Genomic DNA, 15528 nt, shown 5'->3' on the forward strand with positions numbered 1-15528 from the left:
GCCGGACACGCACGACGCGTGTCCGGCCGCTCTGCTGTGCGAGCGGGTCAGCCGGCCGTGACCTCGATGGCCGCCAGGTTCTTCTTGCCCCGGCGCAGTACCAGCCAGCGCCCGTGCAGCAGTTCCTCGCGTGCCGGAGCGGTCTCGCCGTCCGCGACCTTCACGTTGTTCACGTAGGCCCCGCCCTCCTTGACCGTCCGGCGGGCACCCGACTTGCTCGGCGCCAGACCGACCTCGACCAGCAGGTCCACCAGCGGACCGAGCTCGGTGACCCGCGCGTGCGGCACCTCGGACAGGGCGGCGCTCAGCGTCGCCTCGTCCAGCTCGGCCAGGTCGCCCTGGCCGAAGAGCGCCTTCGACGCGGCGATGACGGCGGCGCACTGCGCACCGCCGTGCACCAGCGTGGTCAGCTCCTCGGCCAGCGCACGCTGCGCCGAACGGGCCTGCGGACGCTCCTCGGTCAGCTTCTCCAGCTCTTCGAGCTCCTCGGGGCTCCTGAAGCTGAGGATGCGCATGTACCGCGAGATGTCCCGGTCGTCCGCGTTCAGCCAGAACTGGTAGAACGCGTACGGGGTGGTCATCTCGGCGTCGAGCCAGACGGCGCCGCTCTCGGACTTGCCGAACTTCGTCCCGTCCGCCTTCACCATCAGCGGCGTCGCCAGCGCGTGCACGACGGCGCCCGGCTCCAGGCGGTGGATGAGGTCGAGGCCCGCGGTGAGGTTGCCCCACTGGTCGCTGCCGCCCTGCTGGAGGGTGCAGCCGTAGCGCCGGTACAGCTCCAGGAAGTCCATGCTCTGGAGCAACTGGTAGCTGAACTCGGTGTAGCTGATGCCCTCGTCGGACTCCAGACGCCGGGCGATGGAGTCCTTCGTGAGCATCTTGTTGACGCGGAAGTGCTTGCCGATGTCCCGCAGGAACTCGATCGCGGACATGCCGGCGGTCCAGTCCAGGTTGTTCACCATGACCGCCGCGTTCTCGCCCTCGAAGGACAGGAACGGCTCGATCTGGGCCCGCAGCCGCGACACCCAGGCGGCGACCGTCTCCGGGTCGTTCAGCGTGCGCTCGGCGGTCGGGCGCGGGTCACCGATCTGACCCGTCGCCCCGCCCACCAGGGCGAGCGGCCTGAGCCCGGCCTGCTGGAGCCGGCGCATGGTGAGGACCTGCACCAGGTGCCCGACGTGCAGACTGGCCGCGGTGGGGTCGTAGCCGCAATAGAACGTGACCGGACCGTCCGCGAGAGCCTTGCGCAGTGCGTCCTCGTCAGTGGACTGGGCGAACAGCCCACGCCACTTCAGCTCGTCGACGATGTCCGTCACGGTTCCGTGTCTCCTCAGCTACGTGTATGGAAAGGCAACGGTCAGTCTAGGCGGGTCATACGCCGAGACTCACCGAGCTCATATTGAAATCCGGAATCCGGAGCGCCGGCATGGCGGCCCGGGTGAACCAGTCGCCCCACTCGCGCGGCAGCGTCTTCTCCGTACGGCCCGCTTCCGTGGCCCGCGACAGCAGACCGACGGGCGACTCGTTGAACCGGAAGTTGTTCACCTCGCCGACCACCTCGCCGTCCTCGACGAGATACACCCCGTCGCGGGTCAGCCCGGTCAGCAGCAGCGTCGCCGGATCGACCTCCCGGATGTACCACATGCAGGTCAGCAACAGGGCGCGCCCGGTCGTCGCGGCGACCATCTCCTCCAGGGAGCGCTCACCGCCACCGTCGAGCACCAGATTGTCGATGGCCGGGGCGACCGGCAGCCCCGTCAGGCCCGCGGAGTGCCGCGTGGTCGTCAGATGCTCCAGCCTGCCGTCCTTCACCCAGTCCGTCGGCGCGAGCGGCAGACCGTTGTCGAAGACGGAACCGCTGTCCCCCGAAGCGTGGGCGATCACGAACGGCGCGGACTCCAGACCCGGTGCGTGCGGGTCGCTGCGCAGCGTCAGCGGCAGCTCGGACAGCGTCTCGCCGAGCCGCGTACCGCCACCAGGCTTGGAGAAGACCGTCCGGCCCTCGGCGGCGTCCCGGGCGGTGGACGACCACAGCTGGTAGATCAGCAGGTCGGCCACGGCGGTCGGCGGCAGCAGCGTCTCGTACCGCCCGGCGGGCAGTTCGATACGGCGCTCCGCCCAGCCGAGCCGCTGGGCGAGCTCCGCGTCCAGCGACGCCGGGTCGACGTCCTTGAAGTCCCGGGTGGCGCGGCCCGCCCAGGCCGACCGCGAGCGGTCGGGGGACTTGGCGTTCAGCTCCAGCGTGCCGTTCGGCTGGTCGTGACGCAGCCGCAGCCCCGTCGACGTACCGATGTACGTCGAGGTCATCTCGTGGTTGGCGAAGCCGTACAGCTCACGGCCACCGGCCCTGGCACGCGCGAAGGCGTCACCGAGCGACGGGGCGAAGTCGGCGAACACATCGGCGCCCGTCTCGGCCGGCGCGTCCGTGAAGTCGGGGGAGACCGGCACGCCGGAGACCAGCGGCTGGGCGTCCTCGGCGGGACCGGCCCCGCGCGCGGCGGTCTCGGCGGCGCGGACGAGCGGTTCCAGGTCCTCGGCGGTGACGGCCGAGCGGGACACCACACCGGAGGCCGTGCCCTCGGCGCCGTCGACCGTGGCGATCACGGTGAGCGTGCGTCCCCGGGTCACCCCGTTCGTGGTGAGCGCGTTGCCGGCCCAGCGCAGATTGGCGGAGGAGTTCTCGTCGGCGATGACGACGCACCCGTCGGCGGTGGACAGCTCAAGGGCCCGCTCGACGATCTCGTACGGCTTACTGACCCGGCTCATCGTCCGGCCTCCTGCGTGGTGTTGAGGATGTTCACGCCTCGGAAGAGGGCGGAGGGGCAGCCGTGCGAGACGGCGGCGACCTGGCCCGGCTGGGCCTTGCCGCAGTTGAAGGCGCCGCCCAGGACATACGTCTGCGGGCCGCCGACCTTCTCCATCGAGCCCCAGAAGTCCGTGGTCGTCGCCTGGTAGGCGACATCGCGGAGCTGACCGGCCAGCTTGCCGTTCTCGATACGGAAGAAACGCTGCCCGGTGAACTGGAAGTTGTACCGCTGCATGTCGATCGACCAGGACCGGTCGCCGACCACATAGATCCCGCGCTCCACCCCGCCGATCAGATCCTCGGTTGACAGCCCGCCGGGATCCGGCGCCAGCGACACGTTCGCCATGCGCTGTACGGGCACATGGCCGGGGGAGTCCGCGTACGCACAGCCGTTGGACCGGCCCAGGCCCGTCAGCTTCGCGATCCGGCGGTCCAGCTGGTAGCCGACCAGCGTCCCGTCCTTGACCAGGTCCCACGACTGCGCCTCGACGCCCTCGTCGTCGTACCCGATGGTCGCGAGCCCGTGCTCGGCGGTGCGGTCACCCGTCACGTTCATCACGGGGGAGCCGTACGCCAGCTTGCCCAGCTGGTCGAAGGTCGCGAACGAGGTCCCGGCGTACGCCGCCTCGTAGCCCAGCGCGCGGTCGAGCTCCGTGGCGTGGCCGATCGACTCATGGATGGTCAGCCACAGATTCGACGGGTCGACGACCAGGTCGTACGTCCCCGCCTCGACGCTCGGCGCCCGCATCTTCTCGGCGAGCAGCCCCGGAATCCGCTCCAGCTCGGCGTCCCAGTCCCAGCCGGTGCCCGTCAGATACTCCCAGCCGCGCCCGACCGGCGGAGCGATGGTCCGCATCGAGTCGAACTCACCGGTCGTCCCGTCCACCGCCACGGCCGTGAACTGCGGATGCAGCCGCACCCGCTGCTGTGTGGTCACGGTGCCCGCGGTGTCCGCGTAGAACTTGTTCTCGTGGACGGTCATCAGCGAGGCGTCCACATGCGCGACGCCCTCGGCACCCAGGAGCCGGCTGCTCCACTCGGCGAGCAGCCCCGCCTTCTCCTCGTCCGGTACGGAGAAGGGGTCGACCTCGTACGCCGAGACCCAGGTCCGCTCACCGTGCGAGGGCTCGTCGGCCAGCTCCACCCGCTCGTCCGAACCCGCGGACGCGATCACCTTCGCCGACAGCTTGGCCATGGCCACGGCCTGCGAAGCCACCTTCGCCGCGGCGTCCATCGTCAGATCGACCCCGGACGCGAACCCCCACGCCCCGCCGTGCACGACCCGTACCGCGTACCCCAGGTCGGTGGTGTCCGACGAGCCGGAGGGCCGGGCGTCACGCAGCCGCCAGCCGGCGCTCCGTACCCGCTCGAACCGGAAATCGGCATGCACCGCACCGAGCGCGCGGGCGCGTGCGAGCGCCGCGTCGGCGAGGGCACGCAGCGGCAGCGCCAGGAATGACTGATCTACCTCGTGGGCCACGTGGGCCTCCCCTTCTCCACCTCTGCACAATGTCTCAGCAGTGAATCATGGTGGGTACGGCCGCCCGGGGCCTTCGCTTTTCGCTGTCCTGTTTCTTTGCCCCGCTTCCACCGTCCCGCGACTGTCCCGCGCCGTTCTGTAGGAACCCCACAGAGGCCGCCCGGCGGCGCTGTCAGAGGGCGAGTCCCCGTACGCGGCGCCGTACCGATAGGTTTTCGAGGTACCAGACCGCCAAGGAAAGGGTGATCCGTTGAGCCGCTCGGTTCTCGTCACCGGAGGAAACCGGGGCATCGGCCTCGCCATCGCCCGCGCTTTCGCCGACAACGGCGACAAGGTCGCGATCACCTACCGCTCCGGCGAGCCGCCGAAGGAACTCACCGAGGCGGGCTGCCTGGCCGTCCGCTGCGACATCACGGACACCGAGCAGGTGGAGCAGGCATACAAGGAGATCGAGGAGAAGCACGGTCCCGTCGAGGTGCTGGTCGCCAACGCCGGTATCACCAAGGACCAGTTGCTGATGCGGATGTCCGAGGAAGACTTCACGTCGGTACTCGACACCAACCTCACCGGCACCTTCCGGGTCGTCAAGCGCGCCAACCGCGGCATGCTGCGCGCCAAGAAGGGCCGTGTCGTCCTGATCTCCTCCGTCGTCGGCCTCCTCGGCTCGGCGGGACAGGCGAACTACGCCGCTTCCAAGGCGGGCCTTGTCGGCTTCGCCCGGTCGCTGGCCCGCGAGCTCGGCTCGCGGAACATCACTTTCAACGTCGTCGCGCCCGGGTTTGTCGACACCGACATGACCCAGGTGCTCACCGAGGAGCAGCGCAAGGGCATCGTCGCCCAGGTGCCGCTCGGCCGCTATGCGCAGCCCGGGGAGATCGCCGCCGCGGTCCGCTTCCTCGCCTCCGACGACGCGTCGTACATCACTGGAGCCGTCATCCCCGTTGACGGCGGATTGGGCATGGGTCACTGATCACCATGAGCGGAATTCTCGACGGCAAGCGCATCCTCATCACGGGTGTGCTGATGGAGTCGTCCATCGCTTTCCACACCGCGAAGGTGGCCCAGGAGCAGGGCGCCGAGGTCATTCTCACCGCCTGGCCCCGGCCCACGCTGACCGAGCGCATCGCCAAGAAGCTGCCCGAGCCGGTCAAGGTCATCGAGCTGGACGTGACCAACGACGAGCACCTGGACCGCCTCGCCGGTCTGGTCCGCGACGAGCTCGGTTCGCTCGACGGCGTCGTGCACTCCATCGGCTTCGCGCCGCAGGACGCGCTCGGCGGCAACTTCCTCAACACCCCGTTCGAGTCGGTCGCCACGGCGATGCACGTCTCGGCGTTCTCGCTGAAGTCGCTCGCCATGGCGTGCAAGCCGCTGATGAGCGAGGGCGGCTCGATCGTCGGTCTCACCTTCGACGCGCAGTTCGCCTGGCCGCAGTACGACTGGATGGGCCCGGCCAAGGCCGCGCTGGAGGCCACCTCGCGCTACCTCGCCCGTGACCTGGGCAAGGACAGCATCCGCTGCAACCTGATCTCGGCGGGACCGCTCGGCTCCATGGCCGCCAAGTCCATCCCGGGCTTCTCGGAGCTCGCGGACGTCTGGAACCACCGCTCCCCGCTGGCGTGGGACATGACCGACCCGGAGCCGGCCGGCCGCGGTGTCGTCGCCCTGCTCTCGGACTTCTTCCCGAAGACGACGGGCGAGATCATCCACGTCGACGGTGGCGTGCACATGATGGGCGCCTGACCCTTCACGCCCGACGCCTGACATCACGGCCGCGTACCGGTATCGATACGCGGCCGTCGTGCGTCCCGGGACGCGGCCCCCGTCCGGGCGCCACAGCCTCAAGTCGAAAAGATGGTCGATCCACCGCAGAATGTGGTGGAACCGGACTTTTGGTCAGGCTGCGGGGAGGAGACTGCTGTGCACCCCACGCGCCGCCGAACCTCGGCCCTGCTGGCCGTCTCGGCAGCCGTCGCCGGTCTCGTCACCCCTGTCGGTGTGTACGCGGCGAACCGGGCCGGCTCCGGGGCTGCCGCCCCCCTCGCCCCCACCCCGGAACCCTCGGGCTCGGAATGCCGTACGACGGTCGAGGGCTCCCGGGTGATCGCGTACTGCCACAACCCGTACCCCTCCGTCGACCTGGTGCGGCTGCACACCGAGTGCGGCCGCTGGTGGGACGTCGACGCGGACGGCAAGGCGGTCGCGGTGGAGCCCGGCCGGACCGTACGGCTCGACGACCGCTGCTGGAAAGAGGTCGCATCGGCCTGGGTCAGCCACCACCCGGCCTAGGGGCCCGATCGGCGTATCAGACCCGGTCCACCAGACAGCTCAGCGCATGGCTCGCGGCCTCCGACGCGGCCGTTTCGGCGTCGCCCGCCCGGATCGCCTCGACCAGTCGTGAGTGGTCCATGTGTTTCTCGGGCCGCAGCTCGGGGCCGACGTCGTCGCGGAGATAGTCGCGCAGCAGGTCGCCCAGGTCCGCGTAGAGCTCGGTCAGTACGTCGTTGTGCGAGGCGGCGACCACGGCCAGGTGCAGCGTCGCGTCGGCCGCCACGAACGCCTCCGCGTCCCCCGCTGCCCAGGTCTCCTCGCGCCGCGCCATCAGCGCGTCGAGCTGCCGCAGATCCCGGTCCGTGCGCCGGACGGCGGCCAGCCGGGCCGCCGACGACTCCAGCGTCGAGCGCAGCTCGGCCACGTGGCGCGGGTCGGCTGAGGCGAACCGCCGGTGCATCACCCCGGCCAGCTCGCTGGTGGCGACGACATACGTGCCCGACCCCTGCCGGATGTCCAGCAGGCCGTTGTGCGCGAGCGCGCGCACCGCCTCGCGGACGGTGTTGCGGGCCACCCCCAGCTGCTCGACCAGCTCGGGTTCGGTGGGAATCCGCGAACCCACGGGCCACTCGCCCGAAGTGATCTGGTTCCTCAGCTGGGCAATCACCTGATCGGCGAGTGCCGAACGCCGCGGAGACGTCAGCGCCATGATGCTCCTTGTTCGCGATTGGACAACCAATCATCCCATGATTCTATGATGGGCGACATGCCCGACGACGAGACACGGACCCTGAGCCCGAAAACAACCCGCCCCGACCCACTGCCCCAGCCGGCCTCCACGGGCCCGGCCCCGTGGCTGCTGCGCCTGGTCATGGTCGGACTCGTCCTCGCCGCGCTCAACCTCCGCCCCGCCATCACCAGCCTCGGCGCCCTCCTCGAAGAGGTGCGGGACGGGCTGCACATGAGCGGCAGCGTCGCCGGTGTCCTCACCTCCGTACCGCCGCTCTGCTTCGCGCTCTTCGGCATCATGGCGCCCCGGCTCGCCCGCCGCTTCGGAGCCGGAGCGGTCATCTGCGCGGGTATGGTCGCCATCGCCGCGGGCCTGGCGATCCGCCCCTTCATCGGCGGCACGGCCGGCTTCCTCGCTGCCAGCGCCCTCGCCCTCATGGGCATCGCCGTCAGCAACATCCTGATGCCGGTGATCGTCAAGCGCTGGTTCCCCGACCGCGTGGGCACCATGACCGGTCTCTACTCCATGGCCCTGGCCCTGGGCACCGCGCTCGCCGCTGCCGTCACCGTGCCCATGACGGATGCGCTCGGCGGCAGTTGGAAGGCCGGGCTGGCGATCTGGGCCGTGCTCGCCGCCGCGGCCGTCCTGCCGTGGATTCCACTCGTACGTGACCGGGGCGACGCACCGGGACAGCCCACCGCCCACCAGCGGCAGAACGCCCCGGCGCTCCGGATCACCCGCAGCAGGACCGGCTGGGCCCTCGCCTGCTTCTTCGGCCTCCAGGCCACCGCCGCGTACATCACCATGGGGTGGATGCCGCAGATCTTCCGCGACGCCGGCGTCTCGGCGGGCACCGCGGGCGTCCTGCTCGCGGTGACGATGGCGATGGGAGTACCGCTCGCCTTCGTCATCCCGCGCGTGGCCTCCCGCATGCGGAACCAGGGCCCGATCGCGATCTTCCTCGGCGTCTGCGGTCTCATCGGCTACGCGGGCCTCTACCTGGCGCCCGCGGCAGGCTCCTGGGCATGGGCACTGCTGCTCGGCATCGCCAACTGCGCCTTCCCGCTCGCGCTCACGATGATCGGCATGCGCTCGCGCACCGGCGCCGGCGTGGTCAGGCTGTCGGCCTTCGCCCAGTCCACCGGCTATCTGATCTCGATCCCCGGCCCCCTGCTCGTCGGCGTGCTCTACCAGCACAGCGGTGGCTGGGGACTGCCGATCGCCCTGATGGCGGCCCTCATGCTGCCGCAGATGGTGGCGGGCGTGCTGGCCGGGCGGGACCGGACGATCGAGGACGAATGCTGAGATGCGAGACTGGGGCCATGTCTCCTGTGCTCGACCCGAACCCCCAGAACGGTCAGAAGAAGCTTCTCCTCGTCTTCGGGGCGATGCTGCTCATCACCGTGATCATCGGTGTGATCGCCTCGATCGCCTCCCCCTGACGGAGGGTGGGGCTGGCCCCACCATCCCCTAGGGGGGCAGGGTCAGGGTGAAGTGGGTGGGTCACCGGATGGGAAGGGCACCGCAGGCTCCGTAGGTTCGAGGTATCGAATCGAAGACCACGGAGGCGACATGCCGGCCCGTACGCACACCCGGTCCACCACACCCGCGCCGAACACAGTCGAGGTCCGGCTGCCGTGGTGGGCCGTCGCGCTGCCCGCGCTCGCGTTCGCCGCCCTCCTGCTGCTGATCGTGGCACCGGGCGAGGCCCGTGCCGAGACCGGCGATCCGGCGCTCGGCCAGCTGCTCGGGCGCATCATGGACCTGCTCGCCCGCTGACGCCACTCCGCTGGGCCGGTCGAGTGATTCACCCGCACCGGGCGAGCACGCCAACACCCTGCGCCAGGCGGCACATTTCGTGCGAAGCTGAGGTGTATGAGCGTCGATACACCTCGCAGGATCGTCCTTCTCAGGCACGCAAAAGCGGAATGGTCGCAGGAATCCGACCACGAGCGGCCCTTGGCGGAACGCGGTCGCAAAGACGCGCCCGTAGCGGGCCGCAGGCTCGCCGGTTCCGGCATCGACTTCGATCTGGCCCTGTGCTCGACCGCCGTCAGGACACGCGAGACCTGGAAGCTCGCGGTCCACGAGCTCCCGCACCGTCCAAGGACCGTGTACGAGGAGAGGCTGTACGACGCCTCACTCGGCGAACTGATTGCGGTGTTCAACGAGACCCCCGACGAGGTCCGCGACCTCCTGGTCATCGGCCACAATCCCGGCATGCACGCCGCCGTGGACGGCCTCTCGGGCTCGGCGAACGCGGACGCCCTGGCGAGGGTGGCCCGTGACGGCTTCCCGACCGCCGCCTACGGAATCGTCGAGTTCTCCGGCTCCTGGAAGTCGCTGGAGCTCGGTGTGGGCAAGCTCGTCGACTACTGGACGCCGAACGACTGAGATACGGACGAACAGGGAAGGGCCCCGGCGCAGCACCTGCGCCGGGGCCCTTCACCGTGTAGTCCCCGATCAGTCGATCAGGCCGTCCGCGGCCTCGACCTCTTCACGCGTGATGCCGAGCAGATACAGCACCGTGTCCAGGAACGGGACGTTCACCGCCGTGTGCGCGGCCTCCCGCACGACCGGCTTGGCGTTGAACGCCACGCCGAGCCCGGCCGCGTTCAGCATGTCCAGGTCATTGGCACCGTCGCCGATCGCGACGGTCTGGGCGAGCGGCACCCCCGCCTGCTCGGCGAAGCTCCGCAGCAGCCGCGCCTTGCCGGCCCGGTCCACCACATCGCCCACGACCCGGCCGGTGAGCTTCCCGTCGACGACCTCCAGCGTGTTGGCCGAGGCGAAGTCGAGTCCGAGGCGCTCCTTCAGGTCGTCCGTGACCTGGGTGAATCCGCCGGAGACGACACCCACTTGGTAACCGAGGCGCTTCAGCGTACGGATCAGGGTGCGGGCACCGGGCGTCAGCCGCACCTCGGCCCTCACCTTGTCCACGACCGACACATCGAGGCCCGCGAGCAGCGCGACCCGCGCGTGCAGCGACTGCTCGAAGTCGAGCTCGCCCCGCATCGCCTGCTCGGTCACGGCGGCGACCTCGTCCTCGCAGCCCGCGTGGGCGGCGAAGAGCTCGATGACCTCGTCCTGGATGAGCGTCGAGTCCACGTCCATGACGACGAGCCGCTGCGCCCGGCGGCTGAGCCCGGCCGATACGACGGCGACGTCGACGCCGATCTGCGCGGCCTCCGTCGCCAGCGCGGTCCGCAGCTCCTCGGTGCCCGTGCCGGACACGGCGAACTCGACGGCGGTCACCGGGTACTTCGCCAGCCGGAAGATCCGGTCGATGTTGCCACCGGTCGACGTGATCCTGGCCGCTATGGCGGCGGTCGACTCCGCGGTGAGGGGGTGCCCCAGCACGGTCACATGGGAACGGCCGTAGCCACGGGGCCGGTTGTCGCCCAGGCCCGAGATGATCTCGGCCTGGAGCTTCAGCGACTCGGCCCAGCTGTGCACGGTCGCCCGCAGGTCGCCCTCGGTGGTGCCGCCCGCGGTCGGGGCGGTGACCAGGGCGCACAGGACGATGCGGCCCCGGGTGACGACCTGCTCGATGTCCACGACATCGACGGCGTACGCGGCGAGTGTGTCGAAGAGCCCGGCGGTGATACCGGGACGGTCCTTCCCGAAGATCTTCACGAGAAGGGTGGGTTCGTCGATGCCCTGACGGGACTCAGGGAGCTCAGGAGACGGGGGAGACTGAGGTGGCTGAGATGCGCTCATGGTGCTCCCACCGTATCGGTCCGGCTCCGAGCTCCGGCCCCCTGTCCCGCCACCCGGACAGTGAGGACACCACGCTCACTCGTGTCCGGCCGGTCCTTCGGGAGGAGGGCCCGGCCCCGGTCCCGGCGGTGGCGGCACTGGCGGACCGGTCCGCCCCACCACCGTCGGCGCACCGTGCATCCCCTCCGGCAGCCGCAGATACGGATTCGTGTCGGCGTTCGGCACCCGGTAGGGCCGGGCAGGACGGTACGGCCCGGCAGCCTCCTCGTCCGGATACCCGCCCCCCGGCAGGCGCGACGGCAACGGAACCGCCCCCACCGCCCACGCGAGCGCCGCACCCACCGCGCCCGCAGCGGCCCCCCACACGGCGCCCAGCCCCGCCGCCACTCCTGCCCGCCCGTGAAGTTCGACCCCGGCCCCGAAGGCGTCGAAGCCCAGCACCGACAGCGAGGCGTCCGCGGACACCTGGGTCAGCCACACCAGCAACGGCAGCGCGATGGAGGTCACGACCCCGAGCCGCAGCGCGCACCGCCCCGCGAACCCGGCTGCGGACATCCCGGGGGCCCGTGGCGTACGCGCGGCCGCCAGCACCCCCGCGTACAGCATCATCGTCCCGGCGGCGACCGCCAACAGCCAGACCCGGCCGTCCAGTTCGGCAAGCCTCCCGACCGTCACCGGCTGCTCGGCGGAGCCCCGTAACAGCTCGGCCAGCGGGTCGGGAAGCAGCTCGGACAGCGCACCCGTGGCCGTGCCGTCCCACGGCACGAACAGCCCGAGCGGCGCCCCGAGCCACGCCCCGTTCGGCGCCCCGAGCAGCGTGGCGCCCGCGATCCGCTTCGGATGGGCGTCACCGACCGCGGCGTACGCGGCGGCGGCGCACCCGGCCAGCACCGCGACGAGCAGCACCGTGACGAGCGCCGAAACGGCGGGCCGCACCATCCGGTGGAACCGGCCGGCCGGGCCGGGCAGCGGCGTACGCGAGACGAGCAGGGCGATCAGGAGCACCCCGAGCACCCAGCACGCCCCACCCACCAGCGAGGCCCCGCTGTCGACGGCGAACCCGACCCGCGCCTCGGCCCGCGAGAGGTCGGCGAGCCGGTCCGGCAGCAGCCCGCCCAGATCCCCCAGCCCATCGACCACACCGCCGGCACCGGCACCACCACCGGCACCACCCCCGACCCCCGGCAGCCGGTCGCCGTCGATCGTCACGACATCGTGACCTGCCCATGCCAGGCCGCCCACCATCGCGACGAACAGGGCCGCCGCCGAGCCCGTACGGGCACAGAGCTCGCCCCAGGAGAGGGTCGCGCCCGCACCGCGCAGCGAGCGCAGGAAGAAGAAGGAGAGGACGAGCGCGCCCGCCAGGCCCACTCCCAGCGGAGTCACGTCGACAGCCGTGCGGGCCTCGGCCCCGTCGAGCCCGAAGGCCGACACGTCACCGGAGGGAGAGACCGTGCCGCCGACCCCCAGCACCACCACCGCCGCGGTCAGCGGGCCCAGTTCACCGACGGAACCGGCGCCGAGCAGATGCAGCCCGAGGGCCGCCGCTCCCGCCATCGCGGCCAGCGCCCAGCTCACCGACGCAACCGAGGCGAGCACCACATCGGCCCACGGAACACCCCTGCCCACAGCCCCCCGGTGCCCGCCCGTCCTCGTGTCCGCAGCCATACAGGACCCCCCAATCTGCACCGAGATGCCCTGAGTTGACCCATTCGCTCATGATCCGTGCGCACTCGTGCGTGGTTACCACTGTCCGAGCCCGTTTCACCCGAGTCAACGGTCCGGCGGCACAGGTCTCTGCGCGGTCTTCACTCCGCCCGGCTTTCCGATCGGTGACTGGTCCTGGAATAGTTCCCCACGATGTTCAGCATCCCTAGACTCCCTGTGACGGGAGTCTCTCGGGGGACAACTAGTGGGGCGCGGAGTGCCGGAACTCGTACTGGAATTGAATGGCAGGACCTGGACGCTCGATCCGTCCAGGTCGTACACCCTCGGACGTGATCCGCAGGGCGATCTCATGGTCGACGACGCCAGGGTGTCGTGGCGGCACGCCACGATCAGCTGGGGTGGCCGCAGTTGGTCCATCGAGGACCACGGCAGCACCAACGGCACCTACGTGCAGGGCCAACGGATCCACCAGATGGAGATCGGGCCCGGCACGGCGGTGCACCTGGGCAACGCGACCGACGGACCGCGGCTCAGCATCAGCGGCGCCGCGGCCGACGTCTACAGCGGCCAGGCCGCGGGCGCCCAGCAGGCCCCCGTACACCCTCAGCAGGGCGCACCGGCCGGACCCGACCCGGCGGCTCAGCAGCACCAACAACAGCAGCAGGCGGCCTGGCAACAGCAGCAGGCCCAGCAGGGACACGCCCAGCCCCAGTTCCCGCACCAGCAGGGCATGCAGAAGCCGCCCGTCGCCGGCGGCCCCGGCGGCTTCCCGGGAGCCCAGCCGGTGTACGGCGACCGCAGCCCGACGACGTTCCACCAGCTGGACCTCGGCCGGGTGATGCGCATCGGCCGTGCGCTGGAGAACGAGCTGGTCGTCTCCGACCTCCAGGTCTCCCGGCACCACGCCGAGTTCCACGCGACGCCCGACGGACGCTTCGAGATCCGTGACCTCGGATCGCACAACGGCACGTACGTCAACGGCCAGCCGCTCAGCAAGTCCGGCTCCGCGCTCATCGGCCCGAACGACATCGTCGGTGTCGGTCACTCGACCTTCCGCCTCGTCGGCGACCGGCTCGAAGAGTTCGTCGACACCGGTGAGGTCTCCTTCGCCGCCCGTCACCTCACGGTCACGGTCGACGGCGGCAAGCAGATCCTCCAGGACGTCTCGTTCGGCGTCCCGGAGAAGTCGCTGATCGGTGTCATCGGCCCGTCCGGCTCCGGAAAGTCCACCCTGCTCAAGGCGCTCACCGGCTACCGGCCCGCCAACCAGGGCGATGTCCTCTACGACAACCGGAATCTCTACAAGCAGTTCGCCGAGCTGCGCCAGCGCATCGGTCTGGTCCCGCAGGACGACATCCTGCACAAGGAACTCACGGTCACCAAGGCCCTCAAGTACGCGGCCAAGCTCCGCTTCCCCGCGGACACCACCGAGGCCGAGCGCCAGGCCCGCATCCTCGAAGTCCTCGCCGAGCTCAAGCTCGACATCCACAAGGACAAGAAGGTCACCTCGCTCTCCGGTGGCCAGCGCAAGCGCGTCTCCGTGGCCCTGGAGCTGCTCACCAAGCCCTCGCTGATCTTCCTGGACGAGCCGACCTCCGGCCTCGACCCGGGCATGGACCGCGATGTCATGCAGCTGCTGCGCGGCCTCGCCGACGACGGCCGTACGGTCCTCGTCGTCACGCACTCCGTGGCCGAGCTGGCCATCTGCGACAAGCTCCTCGTGATGGCGCCGGGCGGCTCGGTCGCCTACTTCGGTCCGCCGGAGGAAGCGCTCAACTTCTTCGGCTACACCACCTGGGCCGACGTCTTCTCCGCCTTCGAGAACTACCGCGACTACGACTGGGCGGGCCGCTGGCGAGGCTCGCAGCACTACCAGATGTACGCAGCGGACATCGACGCGGTCGCCGCACAGTCCGTACACATGCCGCCCCCGCAGCAGATGCGCCCGCCGAAGCCGCAGGGCTGGGGGACGCAGCTGTGGACGCTGATCCGCCGCTACACCGCGGTGATCGCGTCCGACAAGGGCTTCATGGGCCTGATGGTGATCCTGCCCGCGGTGCTCGGCATCGTCAGCGTGGTGATCCCGGCCGACTTCGGCCTGGCACCGCCCACACCGCCGTCCCGTTTCAACGGCGACGCCGGGACGATCATGCTGATCCTCGCGGTCGGCATGTGCTTCTCCGGTGCGGCCAACTCTGTACGAGAGCTGATCAAGGAACGCGTCATCTACGAACGGGAACGGGCCACCGGCCTCTCCCGCTCCGCGTACCTGATGTCGAAGGTGATCGTCCTCGGCGTGATCACGGCCATCCAGGGCGTCATCATCTGCGGCATCGGCTTCGCCACCCGCGATCTGCCGGCCGAGGGCCTGATCATGCCGCCGGCCGTCGAGCTCTGCGTCACGATCATCGCCCTGGGCTTCACGTCGATGATGTTCGGACTGGTCATCTCCTCGCTGGTGAAGACCTCCGAGAAGACGATGCCGCTGCTCGTCATGTTCGCGATCGTCCAGGTCGTCTTCACGGGCATCCTCTTCCAGGTGTACGGGTCGCCCGGCCTGGAGCAGTTCGCCTGGCTCATGCCCTCGCGCTGGGCCATCGCCGCCGCGGGCTCGACGCTCGACCTGGCCCACCTCATGCCGCCGTGGGACCAGAAGGACCCCACCAACCTGGACCCGCTCTGGGACAGCACGGCCGGCCAGTGGGGCTTCAACATCTCGGTGCTGCTGTTCATCGGCATCATCTGCGGCGTCGCGGTCGCGCGACTGCTGCGCCGCCACGAGCCGGAGGTCATGCGCAAGTAGCGCACCCGCCGCACGCACGGAACGCCGGAGGGCGGCACCCCGCACGGGGT

Annotated in this window: 14 protein-coding genes; 8 read left to right on the forward strand and 6 right to left on the reverse strand. The window is 70.3% G+C overall.

The annotated features are described in order from the left end of the window. Positions 1 to 47 precede the first annotated feature (47 nt). The 3 genes from tyrS to ACWGO0_RS36150 are packed head-to-tail and all read right to left on the reverse strand — an operon-like array spanning position 48 to position 4286. Positions 48 to 1316 (reverse strand): tyrosine--tRNA ligase, encoded by a 1269-nt coding sequence (tyrS, locus tag ACWGO0_RS36140; RefSeq protein ID WP_453544545.1) that lies wholly within the window; start codon positions 1314 to 1316, stop codon positions 48 to 50. A 55-nt stretch (positions 1317 to 1371) separates the two neighbouring features. Continuing rightward, on the reverse strand, positions 1372 to 2766 hold the full coding sequence (locus tag ACWGO0_RS36145) for a metallopeptidase TldD-related protein (protein ID WP_453544547.1): 1395 nt from the start codon (positions 2764 to 2766) through the stop codon (positions 1372 to 1374). Further along, positions 2763 to 4286, reverse strand: coding sequence for a TldD/PmbA family protein (locus tag ACWGO0_RS36150; RefSeq protein WP_453544549.1), 1524 nt, complete (start codon positions 4284 to 4286; stop codon positions 2763 to 2765). The genes ACWGO0_RS36145 and ACWGO0_RS36150 overlap by 4 nt, the downstream gene beginning before the upstream one ends. Before the next feature lie 250 nt (positions 4287 to 4536). Between ACWGO0_RS36150 and fabG the strand changes: the two genes are divergently transcribed. The 3 genes from fabG to ACWGO0_RS36165 all read left to right on the forward strand — a co-directional run bounded on the left by fabG (position 4537) and on the right by ACWGO0_RS36165 (position 6575). Continuing rightward, positions 4537 to 5256, forward strand: a complete 720-nt coding sequence (gene fabG, locus ACWGO0_RS36155) for a 3-oxoacyl-[acyl-carrier-protein] reductase (RefSeq protein WP_453544551.1) — start codon at positions 4537 to 4539, stop codon at positions 5254 to 5256. A gap of 5 nt (positions 5257 to 5261) precedes the next feature. Continuing rightward, the gene (gene fabI / locus ACWGO0_RS36160) at positions 5262 to 6029 is read left to right on the forward strand and encodes an enoyl-ACP reductase FabI (RefSeq protein WP_453544553.1); all 768 of its coding nucleotides are present in this window, start codon (positions 5262 to 5264) and stop codon (positions 6027 to 6029) included. Between the two features lie 177 nt (positions 6030 to 6206). Further along, a complete protein-coding gene (locus tag ACWGO0_RS36165) occupies positions 6207 to 6575 on the forward strand; it encodes a hypothetical protein (RefSeq protein WP_453544555.1) in 369 nt (122 codons plus the stop codon). A 16-nt stretch (positions 6576 to 6591) separates the two neighbouring features. Here the strand turns inward: ACWGO0_RS36165 and ACWGO0_RS36170 are convergent, their stop codons facing one another. Continuing rightward, a complete protein-coding gene (locus tag ACWGO0_RS36170) occupies positions 6592 to 7266 on the reverse strand; it encodes a FadR/GntR family transcriptional regulator (protein ID WP_453544557.1) in 675 nt (224 codons plus the stop codon). Between the two features lie 57 nt (positions 7267 to 7323). Here ACWGO0_RS36170 and ACWGO0_RS36175 point away from each other — a divergent pair, with 57 nt between their 5' ends. From ACWGO0_RS36175 to ACWGO0_RS36190, 4 genes are all read left to right on the forward strand, one after another. Continuing rightward, on the forward strand, positions 7324 to 8592 hold the full coding sequence (locus tag ACWGO0_RS36175; RefSeq protein ID WP_453544559.1) for a CynX/NimT family MFS transporter: 1269 nt from the start codon (positions 7324 to 7326) through the stop codon (positions 8590 to 8592). 26 nt (positions 8593 to 8618) lie between these two features. After that, positions 8619 to 8729, forward strand: coding sequence for an SGM_5486 family transporter-associated protein (locus ACWGO0_RS36180; protein ID WP_256669232.1), 111 nt, complete (start codon positions 8619 to 8621; stop codon positions 8727 to 8729). Between the two features lie 130 nt (positions 8730 to 8859). After that, positions 8860 to 9066: a hypothetical protein gene (locus tag ACWGO0_RS36185; protein WP_453544561.1), complete on the forward strand. Its 207-nt coding sequence runs from the start codon at positions 8860 to 8862 to the stop codon at positions 9064 to 9066. 96 nt (positions 9067 to 9162) lie between these two features. Then, entirely contained in the window at positions 9163 to 9681 is a 519-nt protein-coding gene (locus ACWGO0_RS36190) for a SixA phosphatase family protein (protein ID WP_453544563.1), read from the forward strand. Between the two features lie 69 nt (positions 9682 to 9750). On the opposite strand, the gene serB is transcribed toward ACWGO0_RS36190, so the two are convergent. Next, positions 9751 to 11007 carry a phosphoserine phosphatase SerB gene (serB, locus tag ACWGO0_RS36195; RefSeq protein ID WP_453544565.1) on the reverse strand — a complete coding sequence of 419 codons (1257 nt, stop codon included), beginning with the start codon at positions 11005 to 11007 and terminating at the stop codon, positions 9751 to 9753. Between the two features lie 75 nt (positions 11008 to 11082). Beyond that, on the reverse strand, positions 11083 to 12675 hold the full coding sequence (locus ACWGO0_RS36200) for a streptophobe family protein (RefSeq protein WP_453544567.1): 1593 nt from the start codon (positions 12673 to 12675) through the stop codon (positions 11083 to 11085). Positions 12676 to 12919: 244 nt separating this feature from the next. On the opposite strand from ACWGO0_RS36200, the gene ACWGO0_RS36205 reads away from it, so the two are divergent. Further along, positions 12920 to 15478, forward strand: a complete 2559-nt coding sequence (locus tag ACWGO0_RS36205) for an FHA domain-containing protein (protein ID WP_453544569.1) — start codon at positions 12920 to 12922, stop codon at positions 15476 to 15478. Positions 15479 to 15528 lie beyond the last annotated feature (50 nt).

The organism is Streptomyces sp. NPDC055749, assembly GCF_053617235.1.

Coding starts and splice junctions, on each gene's coding strand:
- ACWGO0_RS36175 (WP_453544559.1), top strand. CDS start 7,324: ATGCCCGACGACGAGACACGGACCCTGAGCCCGAAAACAACCCGCCCC.
- ACWGO0_RS36190 (WP_453544563.1), top strand. CDS start 9,163: ATGAGCGTCGATACACCTCGCAGGATCGTCCTTCTCAGGCACGCAAAA.
- ACWGO0_RS36170 (WP_453544557.1), bottom strand. CDS start 7,266: ATGGCGCTGACGTCTCCGCGGCGTTCGGCACTCGCCGATCAGGTGATT.
- fabI (WP_453544553.1), top strand. CDS start 5,262: ATGAGCGGAATTCTCGACGGCAAGCGCATCCTCATCACGGGTGTGCTG.
- ACWGO0_RS36200 (WP_453544567.1), bottom strand. CDS start 12,675: ATGGCTGCGGACACGAGGACGGGCGGGCACCGGGGGGCTGTGGGCAGG.
- ACWGO0_RS36185 (WP_453544561.1), top strand. CDS start 8,860: ATGCCGGCCCGTACGCACACCCGGTCCACCACACCCGCGCCGAACACA.
- serB (WP_453544565.1), bottom strand. CDS start 11,007: ATGAGCGCATCTCAGCCACCTCAGTCTCCCCCGTCTCCTGAGCTCCCT.
- ACWGO0_RS36145 (WP_453544547.1), bottom strand. CDS start 2,766: ATGAGCCGGGTCAGTAAGCCGTACGAGATCGTCGAGCGGGCCCTTGAG.